The organism is Acinetobacter sp. YH12105, assembly GCF_013419095.1.
GTDB classification, from domain to species: domain Bacteria; phylum Pseudomonadota; class Gammaproteobacteria; order Pseudomonadales; family Moraxellaceae; genus Acinetobacter; species Acinetobacter pseudolwoffii.
In genome coordinates this window covers 55347-71057 of record NZ_VPAU01000004.1, presented here as the reverse complement: position 1 = coordinate 71057, position 15711 = coordinate 55347, and the positions used below count along the sequence as shown (strand labels likewise).

Below are 15711 nucleotides of genomic sequence, written 5' to 3'. Positions count from 1 at the left end.
CTGTTACACTTCGCAACCGAATAAACATGATCTCTTCATAACTCTTAGGACGCGCAAGGTATGAATAAGCCCTTCTTAAAAACAACTTTAGCTTTCGCAGTATTTACAGCAATGACTGTTTCAGTCCAAGCGCAAGACCAAGTTACTGAAGAAAAAGAGGGAATCGTACAGGCTGATGCGACCAAATTACAAACGATTGTGGTGACCACAGCGGGCGGTTTTGAACAAAATATTGCTGATGCACCTGCTTCAATTTCAGTCATTACGGCAGAAGAATTACAAAAAAAATCATATACAGATGTCATTGATGCTGTAAAAAATATGCCAGGTGTATCCGTTCAAGGTGGCGGAAACAACAAAGAAATTACCATTCGAGGTATGGGCGCAGCTTATACAAAGTACCTTGTTGATGGCAGACCAGTAAGTGCGGGTAGAGCAGTTAATGGCAATGGTACAGACGGCGGGAAAATTGGTGCATATTTACCAACAATTAATATGATTGAACGAGTAGAAGTCGTGCGTGGCCCAATGTCATCACTTTATGGTTCAGATGCCATGGGTGGTGTGATCAACATCATTACCAAAAAAATCCCTTCAGAATGGGGTGGCTCATTGACCTTAAACCATACCATGCCAACGACATCTTCGGATTTAGGGCGAACCATTCAATCAGGACTCGTGGGATATGGCCCTTTAACCGATACACTAGGTATGCGTGCCACAGTCGGGATCACTGAACAGGAAGCGGATCAAGGCTATCAAACCTCTGACCGTAATCTTCCCGGAATGGCAGGAAGTAAAGCAACCGGACAATCGGGTAGTCGTGATCAGAATGCGAACTTAAAGTTTGATTATACGCCGAACGATATTCATAGCTTATCTTTAGAGCTGGGTTATAGCTTGCAAGAGAATAATGCCTCGACCACGCCTCAGGTGGTGGATGGTAAAGAACAGGCTTTATTAGCATGGGGTCCATCTGAGTTAGAACATCGTTCAGTGTCTCTATCACATGATGCTCAATGGGGTTTCGGTGATTCAAAAATTACGGCTTACTACAATGATTATGATCAAAGTCAGGTGACAGAGACTGGGCCGACCACACAAAAATCCAAGGAAAGCATTGTAGAAGCTAATCTCAATATTCCGTTTAAATTAGGTGTGGAGCATGTTGCGACAGTGGGAGGTCAATGGAAATCAGAAGAACTGGTTAATACCCGTAATATTGGGCTGGCTATTCCAAGTTATGACGGCAAAGAATATGGTTCAGAGCTAGAAGGAGATACTTGGGCATTGTTCGTTGAAGATAAAATTGTTTTTAATGATCAAGTCAATTTGACCCTTGGTAATCGTTTTGATCATCACGATAAATTTGGCACACATAATAGTCCACGTGCTTATTTGGTGGTGCAACCAAATGATGCATTGACCATTAAAGGTGGTGTTGCTCAGGGCTTTAGAGCTCCTTCACTCAAAGAGAATACTGCAGGTGCAGCGACGCGTTCAGGGGGGAATGGATGTACATCCTTGAAACCTTTAGGCTATGTATCGGGCGGATGTTATATGGCGGGTAATGCAGACCTGCAGCCTGAAGAAAGTACCAACTATGAACTTGGATTTAATTTTGCTCAAAATGATTTTGATCTCGGTTTAACTTATTTCCACACAGATTTTAAAAATAAAATTGAATATCGTGCTTTAGGAGAAATTAATGGGGTGTGGTGGACACAATATCAAAATGCTGAAAAAGCGCGTGTACGGGGCTTGGAAGCAAGTGTGGCATTACCACTCTTAGAGAATTTAAGCTGGAAGACCAATGCAACCTATTATTTTGAATCAAAAAACTTAGTGACTGGCAGAAATCTTTCAACGATTCCCGAGTTATCCGTTTATAGTGCACTCAACTGGACTCCCACTGATCCACTTTCATTGGAACTTGCAGCGCAATATACCGGTGAACAATATACGGCAAGTATTGAAGATACGGTGGTGATGCAAAAACCACATACGGTATTTAACTTATCTGCGAATTATGAAGTGAACGATCAAGTGACTGTTAGAGGTGGTCTCAATAATTTATTTGATAAAAAATTAGTAAATGCTTCAAATGATTATTATCTGGATCGTCAGGAAGTCTTTGTCGGACTGACCTATAACTTCTAAACAATTTAAAAAGCCGCTCTCGAGCGGCTTTTTAAGCTTTATACTTTAAGAATCTTCAAAGTATCTTCTGAATAATAAAACTGTTCCAGATATCTGCGTGTACGTTCACGTAAATGACCTTGTGAAACCATCTGTTGAATGATCGGGTTCAACAATTGCTGTAACTCATGCTGGATTAAGGCTTCATCAATATTCAGATCACGCAGCAAGCTGTCAAAAGTATGTTCCTGATTGCGTACATACCAGGTATGAACTCCATCATGAACTTGCTGTTTTAGATAATCCGTCTGACGCAAATGATCCCAGATCTCATGTCCTAAACCGACTGTCTGATTTAAATCCTGAAGCTCAATATAATTTTTCAATACCGATACCGGCATATCTTTGATTTTATGCCAGAGATTGGCCTGAAAATGATAGAGTTTTTCATCATCAAAGTGCTGGTTCAGCACATGTTCACTCATCTGGCTCAGTTTTAAAATATTCTTTTGCAGATAACGCGCAATAGTACTGTCCAGATCCGTATCGGTGACATTTTCCAGTACCGACTTGCCCATTTTCATAAAACGGGAAACCCCGGGCACGCTTTTAGCGATGACAGAATTATCCAGATAATCCTGAATGGAATGCTGGATCAGTTGCGTGATCATGGCCGAAAATGCCGGATTATTCACGACGGTCTTAATCAGACGCTGACGATGGCCACTTTTACTGGCAACATATTGTGCGATTTTATCCACGGTCAGGACTGGAATCACATCGGCAATTTTGGTCGTATCGTTGGCCGGATGCACCAGTGCAAAACGGATATGCTCAGCAATCTGCTCAATCAGAAAGCTGCTGGCAGCAGTATCCAGAATCTGTTTTTGTAAAAGCTGATGAATCAGATCACAGCTCCATAGATCTTTCAGGTTCTGTTTACGTAACCACAGATAAAACGCATGAAACTCAGTTTGAATCGTTTCAGATTGAGAAAATGCCTGATCGAGAAAATCAAGTTGAGCATCGATCAACTGCTCAATCATCGGGTGTTTCTGCATAACGGCTCTGAAACTTAATTTAAAGGAATGAGTTTATCAGCAAGCGGGTTTTTTAGGGTCTGGGTCTTGGCCAGAAAAGGCAAATAATGTTGTGCCACCTGTTTTTCTGCTTCCAGAATCGGCATATGCCCGACATTGTTCAGAATCACCGGCGTTTCGGCACGTTTCAACAGGGCATGCAGTTCTTTAACCACTTCGACATTGATGATCCGGTCCTGTCTGCCCCATAAAATCAAGGTCGGTGCTTCAACTGTTCGGGTCAGGCGGGCAAAGGTTTCCGGTGTGTAAATCCGGTTCAGCATCACGACCTGATCAATCGATTTACTGGTCTGCTCAGAACGTGAAATCAGCAGTTTTTCCTGTGCATACTGGAGCTGATAAGGAATCACCGGCGGGTTCTGCATCAGCTGTCTGGAGACATCTTGCAGATCACCGGGCTTGCTGACGATCAGGTCTTTTAGGGCTTGCGGGTCTTTGGTATAGGGCGTATTGCCCATTTTGTAGAGACCGGCACTATTGATTAAAAACAGGCTTTGCGTATCGAATGGATATTGTGAGGCATAGACCGTGGCAATCGATCCCCCCAGGGAATGTCCGGCAATATGTAAATTCTCGTCTACATTTAAGGTTTCAATGAATAAACGCATCTGAGAAGTCACATTGGGCACAGAAACATCGAAACTCTCTGGAACCTTGGTATCACCGTTGCTCGGCAAGTCAGGAATAATCACATGATAATGTGGAGTCAGAAACTGTGCGACCCGATTCCAGTTATCTCGCGTTCCTGCCAGACCATGAATCAGCAGAATTGAAGGCTTGTTCTTGGCACCACCTTCACTGTAGCTCCAGGTCACATCACCGATTTTAAGTGTCTTGGATTGAAGTCCAGCTTGTGTTCGTTCCTGCAGCAGATGTTGTTGTAATATTTTGGCAGGCTTTTCATTCGGCTGGCTAAACATATATTGACTATGTGCAAAGCTCGGCAATGCCATCGTAAACGCGACTAAGGTCGAGCAGATTATTTTCGAGCGCAACTTTATTATTTTCTTCATTGGCACATTCCCCAAAAAATACACAGCGAGCAAATTGCTCAAATACTTCCATGTTGTAAATTTGCTATTTCAGTCAAATAAAAACATTATTCTTCATTCTATTTTAAATCAATCCTGGCGCTTGTCACCCATTAGTTTTTTGCTGAACAGCATTGAATGATTTGAAAATGTGATGTGCTGCACACAAAATCCTTGCTGAAATGAAATTAGATAAATGTTAAAAATTTAAGCAGCTAAGATTTTTTGCAAGTGACATTCAAAAAAACTGGCAGTAAAATATTGCAACTAAAACATCGGTGATAGAAAAGAATGCTCACAGCTCAAGAAGCTTTAGAACGTCTTAAACAAGGGAACCAACGTTTTGTCAGCGGTGATACCTCGCATCCAAAACAACTGAGCCACCAACAGCGCGCAGAAATGGCAGAGGATCAGAACCCATTTGCAATTGTACTGGGCTGTTCAGATTCGCGTGTCCCGGCTGAAATGGTTTTTGATCAGGGTCTCGGTGATCTTTTTGTGATTCGTGTTGCAGGCAATATTGTCGCACCATCACAGGTCGGGAGTGTTGAATTTGCGGCGGAACGCTATGACTGTGCTATTGTTGTAGTCTTAGGTCATAGTCATTGTGGCGCGATCCAGGCCACCATTGATACCTTAATGTGCCCAGATTGCCCGCCGTCGGCAAACCTGATGTCGATTGTGAATCGAGTACGTCCTTCAGTTGAAACCTTAATGCAAACTGAACTGAAAAATGATTTGGCAAAATTGTCCAAGCATGCCGTGCGTTCTAATGTATTTGCATCGGTTAACCAACTACGTCATGGTTCAGCAGTATTAGAAAATCTGATTGGTCAAGGACAACTCAAAGTGGTCGGTGCTGAATATTCACTGGAAACAGGTGAAGTATTGTTCTTTGATTTTTAGGCAAAATTTATTTAAATACAATCTAAAATAACTTAAAGGCGCTTTATAAAGCGCCTTTAATGTATGGATAGGCATTATTTAGCAGGATGGTTTGTGCTTTGGCATTTGGATGAATCAGATCCTTTTGCATCAGGGTTTTATTGCCGGCCACACCCTGCATAAAGAACGGTAACAATTTCACCTTATATTGCTGGCTCACTACCTTATAATTATTTTCAAAGGCCTTGCTATAGGCCTGTCCATAATTAGGCGGCATCTTCATACCAAATACCACGACTTTGGCCTTGGCTTTCTGGCTTTGCTGAATCAGGCTGGCTAAATTTTTTTGAATCATTTGCGGCGGCTGTCCGCGTAAGCCGTCATTACCCCCCAACTCAATCACCACAAGGTCTGGACGATGCGTCTGCAACAGTTTCGGCATTCTGGCCAGCGCTCCACTGGTGGTTTCTCCACTGACACTTGCATTGACCACTTTATGCTGTTTCGGATACTGTTGCTCTAAACGCTTTTGTAATAAATGTACCCAGCCTTGTTGTGGCTGAATACCGTAACCAGCACTTAAACTATCACCTAAAATCATAATCGTCTTTGCTGATACTCCGAGCGGTAACAGGCACAGACTGAGCAAAAACAAGTAAGACAATACCCGAGTTTTCTGATTAAGATCTTTCATATAGGACACGTATGATTCAAAGTAGCAACGATTCGAACATCATGCCACAGGCGATTATTTCTGCCCAGAAATTGACACAAAAGATACAACTTTCACAAAAACAGCTGACTATTTTTGAGGATCTTGATCTGGAGATTATGGCAGGCGAGCAGGTGGCAATTACCGGTCGTTCCGGCTCGGGAAAATCCACATTGCTAGGCATTCTGGCAACGCTGGATCAGGCCAGTTCAGGCCAGCTCATCGTCAGTGGCGAGTCGGTTTCTACCTTGAATGAAGAACAACGTGCGTTGGTGCGCCTGAAAAATATCGGGTTTGTGTTTCAGTCTTTTCAGCTCTTGCCACATCTGACTGCCCTTGAAAATGTCATGTTGCCACTGCGTTTACAGCCCAGTTTCAAATATGCAGAAGCTGAACAAAAAGCCTTGGCGCTACTGCATAAAGTTGGTCTGGATCGGCAGGCACAACAAACCCCGAAAGTCCTGTCTGGCGGGGAGCAGCAGCGTGTCGCGATTGCCCGGGCATTGGTCAGTGAACCGAAAATTATTTTTGCCGATGAACCCACAGGCAATCTCGACGGTGAAACTGCCAAGGAAATTGAACAGCTTTTGTTTCAGTTGAATCGGGAACTGGGTACGACCTTGGTGCTGGTGACGCATGACCGCAAACTGGCACAGCAATGCCAGCGACATTTTGAACTGCTGAATGGCCAGCTGATTGAACATCCGAGTGGAGGATGAGATGAACCCTTTATTTCGTCCTCTACTCACACAAAGTTTTAAAAGTACCGGAATTTATCTGTTAATTATTGCCTTAACGCTGGCGATCAGTGCAACAACAGCACTCAAGTTTAGCAATGAACAGATTCAAAATGCAGTGGCATTGCAGGCCGCAGAAATGCTGGCCGGTGATCTGGTACTTTCGGACAATGAGCCTCTACCAAAAGAATGGCGTGATCAGGCCAAACAGCTGGATTTACAGCAGTCAGAAGTCACTTTCTTTAGCACCATGGCCTATACCGATGAACAGTTTGTCATGGTCAATGTCAAAGCCATTGATCAGGCTTTTCCCTTGCGTGGCGAGCTGCAGCTGCAACCTGCAAAAACGAAGATTCAATCGGGTGAAATCTGGCTCAGTCCACGGGCTATGGACCTGCTCAAAGTCAAACTGGGCGATCAGCTGAATATTGCCGATGCGGCGTTTAAAGTCACAGCCAAGATTGAACAGGATTCTAATCAGGAGCTCGGATTTTCTGGCTTTTCGCCAACGGTGATTATATCTCAGGCGGATGTGGCACGCACCAATGCGATTCAGGTGGGTAGCCGGATAGAATATCGCTTGCTCATGGCGGGTTCTCCAGACAATACGCAAGAATATGAAGCTTTATTCAAGCAGCAGCTCAAATCCGAAAACGGCTCGGCTGAAACGCCAGCAGAAGTGCAGGGACAGGAATTTGAGCAGCAAAGCAGTCTCCGGTTACGCAATGCCAGTGAGGGCAATACCCGCTTAATGAAGCCGATTGCCAACCTGGATACCTTCCTGCAACTGGCCAATATTCTGACCATTTTATTATGTGGTATCGCGATTGCTCTCACTGCGCAGCGTTATGTGCAGCAGAATCAAGATCATATTGCCTTGATGCGTTGTATCGGTGCGACCAAACAGCAGATTTTATCGGCTTATCTGGCCTTGCTCGGTACAGTACTGCTGATTGCCATGTCGATTGGTACGGTGGTCGGCATTGGTCTGGGTTATGGGTTATTACAGTTAATGCTGCAACTGATTCCCAACTTAGAAATTGAATTCTCTGCTATGGCGATGCTGCTCGGGCCATTACCAGTCGCGATGCTGACCAGTGCGGTGGTGCTGTTGGGCTTTGTCATGCCGAGCCTATTGCAACTGTTGAACACGCCACCAATTCGAGTAATCCGCCAGCAGGAAAAATCAGTGCAATCCATGCTGTGGATGCTGCTGACCGGAACGCTGAGCCTGATTATTTTTAGCGTGATTCTAACCGAAAATCTGCTCCTGACTGCCTGGGTAATTGGCGCGATTATTGTGTTATGTGCAGTGTTGTATCTGACGGTATGGTTGATCTTAAAACTGCTGCGCAATCAGAAATTGAATCTGTCAGCCTATGTACGAACACCATCTCAAACAGCCTTACAGATTACCGCTTTGGCCTTGGGTCTCAGTCTGATTACAGTATTAGCCGTATTGCGCACAGACCTATTAGAGCGTTGGCAGCAACAGTTGCCGCAAGGTACACCAAATCAGTTTGTGTATGGTTTGCCGCCGTTTGACATGCCAGACCTAAAAGCTCAAATTGAGCAGAATGGCTGGAAAAGTACACCACTTTATCCGAACGTTCGTGGGCGTCTGGTGGCTAAAAATGATCAGCCTTTTGCTCCAGAATTAGTCAAAAGCAATAATACTTTAAAACGCGAGCTGAACCTGACCCAGTCCGACAGCTATCCACAGGATAATGTGATTATTCGTGGTGACGCAGTTTTGCAACAGGTCGGCACGGTATCGGTCGAAGCCAATACTGCTGAAGAATTAGGTATCAAGATTGGCGACAAGCTCAGTTTCAGTCTGCCTGAAGGTGTGCTGGAAGCGAAGGTCATCAATTTAAGAACGGTCGAGTGGGAAAGTTTTAGTCCGAATTTCTTCTTTATTTTTGCCCCGAATAGCATGGATGCCAATGCCGGAAGTTATCTGGGCAGTTTCTATGTGCCGGAACAAGATAAGGACAAACTGGTGTCTGTGATCCAGCAATTTTCCAATACGGTATTTATTGATGTCAGCCTGATTCTGGAAGAGATCAAGCGTATTGTGAATGTACTGGTGCAGATCGTGACGATTCTGGCCGTGCTGGTTAGTATCTCCGGTTTTCTGGTACTGATGGCTTGTCTGAACCTGCTCATGGATGAACGCAAACGTGAAGTGGCCTTGCTACGGTCATTTGGCAGCTCCAAACAAAAACTGAAAACCATGATGAGTCTGGAAATTGGTTTTATCGGACTGTTTGCCGGAGTGGTTTCCTGTCTGTTTGCCGAAGTGATTAGCGCAATCGCCAGTTATCGTATGGATTTAATGATTCAGCCACACTGGGAAATCTGGATTATCCTGCCGATTTTCATGACTGTGTTATGTGCGCTGATTGGCCGTTATCGTCTGAGCTATCTGTCGGACATTCCGCCCTTACAAAGCTTGCGCGAGATGAATCAGTAAGATTCATCTCCATGGCTTTTTAAATTCGCTGGTATTTAAAGCGGCAATGATTTAAAGCTGCAATTGTTGTCGCATCAGGTCGAGAATCTCTTGCCACAGTGGGCGAATTGCTTCGATCAAGGCCAAGTTATGTTGATAAAGCAGCACACAGAGGCCAAAACCAATCACTAAAGCGATCAGGTTGATCAGGCGGCTACGCTGCATTTTTTGTCCGGCATACCACAGCAAGGTTAAAAAAGCGCCCATCAACATGCCACCAATATGTGCGGCATTGTTGATTCCGCTGATCATAAAGCCCATGGCCAGGTTCAGACCCATCACCATCACCAAGGTCTTTTTATCTAGAATAAAACGTTGCTGGGGCAGCATCGGCAACAGGGCCAATACCGTCAGTGAAGCGCCGAGTCCCATCACCGCACCGGATGCACCGGCACTGACCGCCGGCAATAAACTTGGGTTGGCCACACCCCCTGCAATCAGATCATAGCTGTCCTGAATGTTCATATAGCCACTGAGCAAACTGCCCATTAAGCCGGCACACAGGTATAAGCCAATAAAATACATCCGGCCAAACAGTTGTTCGGCAACACTACCAAAAATATACAAGGCCCACATATTCAACATCAGGTGAATCAGGCCAAAATGGAAAAACATGCTGCTAAACAAACGCATGGGTTCCGCTAAATAGGTTAAAGGTGCATAATCGGCACCCCAGAGAATCGCATCTCGGGTACTCGGCTGGCTGATATCCATACCATTGATGGCCTGCCAGCCAAATAATCCGACATTAATCGCGATTAAAATGGCCGTGATCCACCAGAGCTGCATTTCAAGTTTGCGGTGTACGACAGGGGGAGCGTATTTAGACATGCTATTTTTTTTGCTGTGATTGTATATTTCGAATAAGCTTAACACGAAAAATCAAATTTTCAGGAGTAACGCACTGACATGAAAGCCTTTCTGATCCGCACGATATTAGTCATCGTCAGTGTGATTTTACTGATTCAATTGTGGATCTTTGCCAGTCTGGCCTGGTGGCGAACCAATCCGGTCAATACCACCATGATGATGCGGATTGATTACTGGACGGAACCTTCCAAAGCCATTCAACATCAATGGCGTCCCTATGATGAGATCAGCCTGAATCTGAAACGTGCCATTGTCACTGCAGAAGATGGAAAATTCATTCATCACCATGGTTTTGACTGGGACGGCATTCAAACTGCGCTGAATAAAAACCGGGATCAGGGCCGGGTGGTGGCTGGGGGGTCTACCATTTCCCAGCAATTGGCGAAAAACCTATTTCTGGTTAATAAGCGTTCATTTGTACGTAAAGGCCAGGAAGCGGTGGCCACCTGGATGATGGAACGCATGTGGTCGAAACAGCGGATTCTGGAAGTCTATTTAAACTCGATTGAATTTGGTGACAATATCTATGGCGTAGAAGCCGCAGCCAAACATTATTTTGGCAAAACTGCGCAAAGCCTGACTCAGGATCAAGCGATCTTTCTGGCGGCCATTCTGACCAATCCAAAATATTTTCAGGATCATCGCAACTCCTCTGCCTTAAATGCACGCAAGCGCATGATTCAGCGTTATATGCGTTATGCAGAATTGCCTTAAATAATTATTTAAAGAAAAAGCCCAGTTTTTGGGCTTTTTTTTATGAAATTGTCATCAATTTGAAGCATACTTGAACTGATAAGCACAATTTTAAATCCGCATAGGTTTGATATGAATACGGCAGCCAGCACTACTTCAGCACAGCCCGAATATACATATAATGATCGTTATATAAATCGTGAACTGTCTATTTTAGACTTCCATTTACGCGTCCTGGAACAGGCTGTCGATCCTTTACATCCCTTGCTTGAACGCATGAATTTCCTGTTAATTTTCTCGCGTAATCTGGACGAATTTTTTGAGATTCGGGTCGCAGGAATGATGGAACAGTTAGATTTGGACAATGAAAGTCGCAGTCCGGATGGCCTGACCCCAAAGCAGGTGCTGGAACAGATTTCCAAAACTGCACATGCTGCGATTGAACGCCAGTACCGTATTTTAAATGAAGAAATTTTGCCAAAACTGCGTGAGGAAGATATCTGTTTCTTGCGCCGTGGTGAACTGACTCCGGCACAATCGGCCTGGGTGAAAAAATATTTTCAGGAACAGGTTGCGCCCGTCCTGACGCCAATTAGCCTAGACCCTGCACATCCGTTTCCACGTCTGGTGAATAAATCACTGAACTTTATTGTGACTCTCGAAGGTAAAGATGCCTTTGGCCGTCAGATTGATCTGGCTGTGGTGCCAGCGCCACGTTCGTTACCACGCGTGGTACGTCTGCCAGATGAATTAACCGATGGCAAAGAGCATCATGTGATGCTGTCCGCGATTATTCATGAACATGTTTCGGATCTGTTCCCGGGCATGACAGCGACCGGTTGCTATCAGTTCCGTGTCACGCGTAATGCCGATCTGGCCCTGAATGAAGATGTTGAAGATTTGGCTAAGGCGCTTAAAGGCGAACTCAGTTCACGCCGTTTTGGCCGTGCTGTACGTCTGGAAGTGACAGAAAACTGTCCGCAGCATATTTATGAATATCTGCTGAATGAATTTGATCTGGAAGAAGAGCAGCTTTATAAAGTCGCAGGCCCAGTTAATCTGGCGCGCTTACTGTCTAATTTCAAGCGCCCGCATTTACGCTATGATTCACATACTCCGATCATTCCCAAAGTACTAAAAAAATCTGAAAATATTTTTAGTGCCATGCAAAAACAGGATATCTTGCTGCATCATCCGTTTGAGTCTTTTGCACCGGTCATTTCATTGTTGCGTGAAGCTGCACGTGATCCACAAGTGCTGGCGATCAAACAGACCTTGTACCGCAGTGGCCCGGATTCTGAAATCGTGCAGGTGCTGGCGGAAGCTGCCCGCAATGGCAAGGAAGTCACGGCCGTGATTGAATTGCGTGCACGTTTCGATGAAGAATCCAATATCGAAGTGGCCAATGTCCTGCAAGAAGCCGGTGCGGTAGTGGTCTATGGCATCGTTGGCTATAAAACCCATGCCAAAATGATTCTGGTGGTACGCCGGGAAAATAATAAACTGGTGCGTTATGTGCATCTGGGAACCGGCAACTATCATGCCGGCAATGCGCGAATCTATACCGATTATGGTTTGCTCACCACGGATAAAGACCTGTGTGAAGATGTGCACCGTATCTTTCAGGAGCTGACCGGTATGGGAAAAATGGCCAAGCTGAAAAAGCTGTTACATGCGCCATTTACCTTACATACCCAACTCATTAATTATATTGATAATGAAATCGTGAATGCCAAGGCAGGCAAGCCGGCGCAGATTATTGTCAAAGTTAATGCGCTGACCGAGATGCAGTTGATCAATAAACTCTATGAAGCTTCTCAGGCGGGGGTACAAATTGACCTGATTATCCGCTCGATTTGTAGTTTGCGTCCGGGATTGCCAGGTTTGTCTGAAAATATTCGGGTACGTTCGATTGTCGGGCGTTTCTTGGAACATACCCGCGTGTATTATTTCAGCAATAACGGTAATGCACGGGTTTACTGTTCAAGCGCAGACTGGATGGATCGTAACCTGTTTAACCGGGTCGAAGCCTGCTTCCCAGTAGAAGATGAAGCGTTGAAAAAACGCATCTATCAACAGGGGCTACTTAACTATCTGAAAGATAATCAGCAATCCTGGTTATTACAAGGGGATGGAACCTGGCTGCGGGCACAGCTGCAAGAAGGTGAAAAGCCACATAATGCTCAACGCATTTTATTGGACTTGTTTAAATAAATGCTCTCAAGAGGCTGAAAATTCAGCCTCTTTTCTATCCAGAAAATAGCATTCAAGGGTTTTAATCAGAGGATATCAGCATTTTGCGATAGATCTGTTTGACCTGGGCATACATTTGATAATCAGTCAGCTGGAGCTGGTGCTGTATGTCTACTGGGGGTTTTTGCTGGCTGAGTAAGCGTAAGAGCTGCAATTCGGTTACCTTGAGACAGGGTTTCCCAGTGAGCTGGTACAGGATATGTTCTGCCAGTTCAGCATGGATATAGGCACCGCCGCGCAAGACAATTTTCAGGCTTTCAGCAAACTGGATGAATGAAGCCTGAGGTTGGATATAGCTATTTGCACCAGATAAGATTGCTGAATAAATGAGTGCTGTGGATTCACTCTTGAGTACGGCAACTACAGGTGTACTTGGGGTATGCTGTTTCATCTGGCCGATGAAATGAATCTGTGAGGCTTCTGTCAGGTGATAAAGAATCAAGTTAGGCAGATGTTCGGCAATCATCTCTTGTGCAGATTGGAAATTGTCTGCATACAGCAGCATATCTGGTTGATAGCCCAGTTGTTGCAGTACAGTCTGAGTTTTGGACAGGTTCAGGTCAGTAAATGAAGCGATGACTAAAACCGGTGCAGGCAAGAGGGCAGCCAATAAGCTCAATCCTGTTGATTCTGAGAGAAGGCTATACTGTGGATGAAGCAAAATAAAATGAATATCCCAAAAAATAGGGATTTAACGATAATCACCTCATCTTCGTCTTAAATAGCATTTATTACAGATTAAAACCGATGACATTAACAGTCAGCTTGAGACTTTAGCAGGTCTATGATGGTTGGTTATATCCACTTTGAGATATAAAAAAAGGAGCAACGGGTGTGCTCCTTTTAATCATCTAAAATTTTAGCTCAAGCAGCATTGTGCTGAGTGATTTTTTGGAAAATCTGTAATAACACATCAAACTCGCTTTGTAGCGGCGTACTTTTACGCGTCACCAATGCCAGGGTGCGACTTGGCGCAGAGTTGATTGGCTTGACCAGAATCTCAGGGTTGGCTTTGATCATATTGGTATAAATCGCAATTTCTGGCAATAAAGTAAAACCAAGATTTGCAGAGACCATTTCGATTAAAGTCGGCAAAGAGCTGGCTTTTAAACGATGATCATTTTTACGCTCACCAATCGGGCAGGCACTCAGGGCATGATCACGTAAGCAATGACCTTCCTCAAGTAACATCAGGCGAGACAGATCAAGATCTTCCAGAGAATTCGCTTGTGCAGCGTGTTGGTCTGATTTTTGATAAACCAGATACAGATTCTCTTTGGCAATCTCGGCCACTTTCAGGCCACGTGTATCGAAAGGTAGCGCCAAGGCCACCATATCCAGGTTGCCATGTTCCAGTTTTTCTACAATTTTCTCGCTTTGTGCTTCATGCAGATGCAACTGGATTTTTGGTAATTGTTTATGCACTTCTTCTAGCAGCTGTGACAGCAGGAAGGGAGCAATCGTAGGAATCACGCCAAGATGTAAATCACCGGTTAAGGGTTCACTCATCTCACGACTTAAGCGCATCAAGTCCTGAGCATCAGCCAGTAGAACACGTGCGCGTGCAACCACTTGTTCACCAAGAGGCGTTAAACGAACATTCTGGCGGTCGCGTTCAACAAGTACGCCACCGAGTAAACGCTCCAGCTCCATAATGCCGCCAGACAAAGTTGACTGGGTGACAAATGAGCGGCGAGCAGCTTCTGTAAAATGTAGCGTCTCTGACAGTGTTACGAGGTATGACAGCTGTCTTAAGGAGGGTAGTGCAGCCATAGTGTCCTAATGTTTATGATTTAAAATGATCAGCAAATAATTCGCTAAGATATGGAATAAAATGCGGTGGGATATCATGCCCCATTCCATCAATTAATTCAAATTTAGCCCCTGGAATCGCTTTTGCAACGGCCTTGCCATGACTAGGAGGCAGCAATCGATCACGAGCACCATGAACCACCAGGGTCTCTTGCTTGATTTGCTTGTTCAGTTGCAGCAATGAACCTGTACATAATATTGCTAAAAACTGTTGAAGTACACCGGCAGGATAGTAACTTCGTTTATATAATTTACGTGCGGTCTGCACCGCTTCCAGATGATTGACATAACCTGGCGAACCGATGATGTTAAACAGTTTTAGACTATGATCTACAATACCATCTTCATCTGTTGAAGCCGGTTTGTCAATCAAACTAAAGAGTTGCTTGGGAAAGGGCGGTGGCAGTAGCGGCTGATTGTTGCTGGTAAACAGTAAACCCAGTTTTTTGACTTTGTCCGGATAGCGTGCCGCCAGAATCTGGGCAATCATGCCACCCATAGATGCACCCAATACATCAACCTGATCCAGCCCCATTTTTTCAATCAGCAGACTGACATCTTCAGCCATATCATACAGGTCATAAGGTGCCCCCTGATTGCCCAGACCGAGCACAAAACGGCTCATCATTTTCAGGGTGTTCAGGCGTGGGCCCTTGTTATGGATTTTTGAAGACAGGCCAATATCGCGATTATCAAAACGTACCAGATGGAAACCTTGATCAATCAATGATTTACAAAAAAAGTCAGGCCAGTACAGCACCTGCGCACCCAGTCCCATAATCAGGAGCAGCGTAGGATGTTCCGGATTTCCGCCCACCTCGACATGTAATTCCACACCATTACCCAGATCAACTCTGGTTTCACGCATGAAAGAACTATATGGAGAAAGATTAAACTGTAATGCGCTGTGCATAATTGCTGTCCTAATTAAAGGATATTTTGTTTAAAAAATATCCTGAGTATT

The 15711-nt window shown here is 44.6% G+C and carries 13 protein-coding genes; 6 read left to right on the top strand and 7 right to left on the bottom strand.

What is annotated here, in order from left to right:
* Positions 1 to 60 precede the first annotated feature (60 nt).
* The gene (locus FTU44_RS04920; protein WP_180049647.1) at positions 61 to 2160 is read left to right on the top strand and encodes a TonB-dependent receptor domain-containing protein; all 2100 of its coding nucleotides are present in this window, start codon (positions 61 to 63) and stop codon (positions 2158 to 2160) included.
* A 38-nt stretch (positions 2161 to 2198) separates the two neighbouring features.
* Here FTU44_RS04920 and FTU44_RS04915 read toward each other — a convergent pair whose 3' ends face one another.
* Together FTU44_RS04915 and FTU44_RS04910 are read right to left on the bottom strand one after the other, a co-directional pair.
* Positions 2199 to 3200: a hypothetical protein gene (locus FTU44_RS04915; RefSeq protein ID WP_100328825.1), complete on the bottom strand. Its 1002-nt coding sequence runs from the start codon at positions 3198 to 3200 to the stop codon at positions 2199 to 2201.
* 14 nt (positions 3201 to 3214) lie between these two features.
* Entirely contained in the window at positions 3215 to 4252 is a 1038-nt protein-coding gene (locus tag FTU44_RS04910) for an alpha/beta fold hydrolase (protein ID WP_159138419.1), read from the bottom strand.
* A gap of 309 nt (positions 4253 to 4561) precedes the next feature.
* Between FTU44_RS04910 and FTU44_RS04905 the strand changes: the two genes are divergently transcribed.
* The gene (locus FTU44_RS04905; RefSeq protein WP_005096244.1) at positions 4562 to 5176 is read left to right on the top strand and encodes a carbonic anhydrase; all 615 of its coding nucleotides are present in this window, start codon (positions 4562 to 4564) and stop codon (positions 5174 to 5176) included.
* 43 nt (positions 5177 to 5219) lie between these two features.
* On the opposite strand, the gene FTU44_RS04900 is transcribed toward FTU44_RS04905, so the two are convergent.
* Positions 5220 to 5849 carry an arylesterase gene (locus tag FTU44_RS04900; RefSeq protein ID WP_005172025.1) on the bottom strand — a complete coding sequence of 210 codons (630 nt, stop codon included), beginning with the start codon at positions 5847 to 5849 and terminating at the stop codon, positions 5220 to 5222.
* A gap of 11 nt (positions 5850 to 5860) precedes the next feature.
* Here FTU44_RS04900 and FTU44_RS04895 point away from each other — a divergent pair, with 11 nt between their 5' ends.
* On the top strand, positions 5861 to 6586 hold the full coding sequence (locus FTU44_RS04895; RefSeq protein ID WP_005096248.1) for an ABC transporter ATP-binding protein: 726 nt from the start codon (positions 5861 to 5863) through the stop codon (positions 6584 to 6586).
* 1 nt (position 6587) lies between these two features.
* Positions 6588 to 9080 carry an ABC transporter permease gene (locus FTU44_RS04890; protein ID WP_159138417.1) on the top strand — a complete coding sequence of 831 codons (2493 nt, stop codon included), beginning with the start codon at positions 6588 to 6590 and terminating at the stop codon, positions 9078 to 9080.
* Between the two features lie 51 nt (positions 9081 to 9131).
* On the opposite strand, the gene FTU44_RS04885 is transcribed toward FTU44_RS04890, so the two are convergent.
* Positions 9132 to 9950 (bottom strand): rhomboid family intramembrane serine protease, encoded by an 819-nt coding sequence (locus tag FTU44_RS04885; protein ID WP_005096251.1) that lies wholly within the window; start codon positions 9948 to 9950, stop codon positions 9132 to 9134.
* Between the two features lie 78 nt (positions 9951 to 10028).
* Between FTU44_RS04885 and mtgA the strand changes: the two genes are divergently transcribed.
* Positions 10029 to 10703 carry a monofunctional biosynthetic peptidoglycan transglycosylase gene (gene mtgA, locus FTU44_RS04880; protein ID WP_005096252.1) on the top strand — a complete coding sequence of 225 codons (675 nt, stop codon included), beginning with the start codon at positions 10029 to 10031 and terminating at the stop codon, positions 10701 to 10703.
* A 111-nt stretch (positions 10704 to 10814) separates the two neighbouring features.
* A complete protein-coding gene (ppk1, locus tag FTU44_RS04875) occupies positions 10815 to 12896 on the top strand; it encodes a polyphosphate kinase 1 (RefSeq protein ID WP_100355284.1) in 2082 nt (693 codons plus the stop codon).
* Positions 12897 to 12957: 61 nt separating this feature from the next.
* Here the strand turns inward: ppk1 and FTU44_RS04870 are convergent, their stop codons facing one another.
* The 3 genes from FTU44_RS04870 to estB form a co-directional block, all read right to left on the bottom strand.
* A complete protein-coding gene (locus FTU44_RS04870) occupies positions 12958 to 13545 on the bottom strand; it encodes a response regulator transcription factor (RefSeq protein ID WP_005172013.1) in 588 nt (195 codons plus the stop codon).
* A 254-nt stretch (positions 13546 to 13799) separates the two neighbouring features.
* The gene (gene oxyR, locus FTU44_RS04865; RefSeq protein WP_005172010.1) at positions 13800 to 14708 is read right to left on the bottom strand and encodes a LysR family transcriptional regulator OxyR; all 909 of its coding nucleotides are present in this window, start codon (positions 14706 to 14708) and stop codon (positions 13800 to 13802) included.
* Between the two features lie 13 nt (positions 14709 to 14721).
* Positions 14722 to 15660, bottom strand: a complete 939-nt coding sequence (gene estB / locus FTU44_RS04860; RefSeq protein ID WP_100357259.1) for an esterase EstB — start codon at positions 15658 to 15660, stop codon at positions 14722 to 14724.
* Between the last annotated feature and the right edge of the window lie 51 nt (positions 15661 to 15711).

Excerpts from the sequence above, each read along its gene's own strand:
- FTU44_RS04920 (WP_180049647.1), top strand. The coding sequence starts at position 61 with ATGAATAAGCCCTTCTTAAAAACAACTTTAGCTTTCGCAGTATTTACA.
- FTU44_RS04915 (WP_100328825.1), bottom strand. The coding sequence starts at position 3,200 with ATGCAGAAACACCCGATGATTGAGCAGTTGATCGATGCTCAACTTGAT.
- FTU44_RS04910 (WP_159138419.1), bottom strand. The coding sequence starts at position 4,252 with ATGAAGAAAATAATAAAGTTGCGCTCGAAAATAATCTGCTCGACCTTA.
- FTU44_RS04905 (WP_005096244.1), top strand. The coding sequence starts at position 4,562 with ATGCTCACAGCTCAAGAAGCTTTAGAACGTCTTAAACAAGGGAACCAA.
- FTU44_RS04900 (WP_005172025.1), bottom strand. The coding sequence starts at position 5,849 with ATGAAAGATCTTAATCAGAAAACTCGGGTATTGTCTTACTTGTTTTTG.
- FTU44_RS04895 (WP_005096248.1), top strand. The coding sequence starts at position 5,861 with ATGATTCAAAGTAGCAACGATTCGAACATCATGCCACAGGCGATTATT.
- FTU44_RS04890 (WP_159138417.1), top strand. The coding sequence starts at position 6,588 with ATGAACCCTTTATTTCGTCCTCTACTCACACAAAGTTTTAAAAGTACC.
- FTU44_RS04885 (WP_005096251.1), bottom strand. The coding sequence starts at position 9,950 with ATGTCTAAATACGCTCCCCCTGTCGTACACCGCAAACTTGAAATGCAG.
- mtgA (WP_005096252.1), top strand. The coding sequence starts at position 10,029 with ATGAAAGCCTTTCTGATCCGCACGATATTAGTCATCGTCAGTGTGATT.
- ppk1 (WP_100355284.1), top strand. The coding sequence starts at position 10,815 with ATGAATACGGCAGCCAGCACTACTTCAGCACAGCCCGAATATACATAT.
- oxyR (WP_005172010.1), bottom strand. The coding sequence starts at position 14,708 with ATGGCTGCACTACCCTCCTTAAGACAGCTGTCATACCTCGTAACACTG.
- estB (WP_100357259.1), bottom strand. The coding sequence starts at position 15,660 with ATGCACAGCGCATTACAGTTTAATCTTTCTCCATATAGTTCTTTCATG.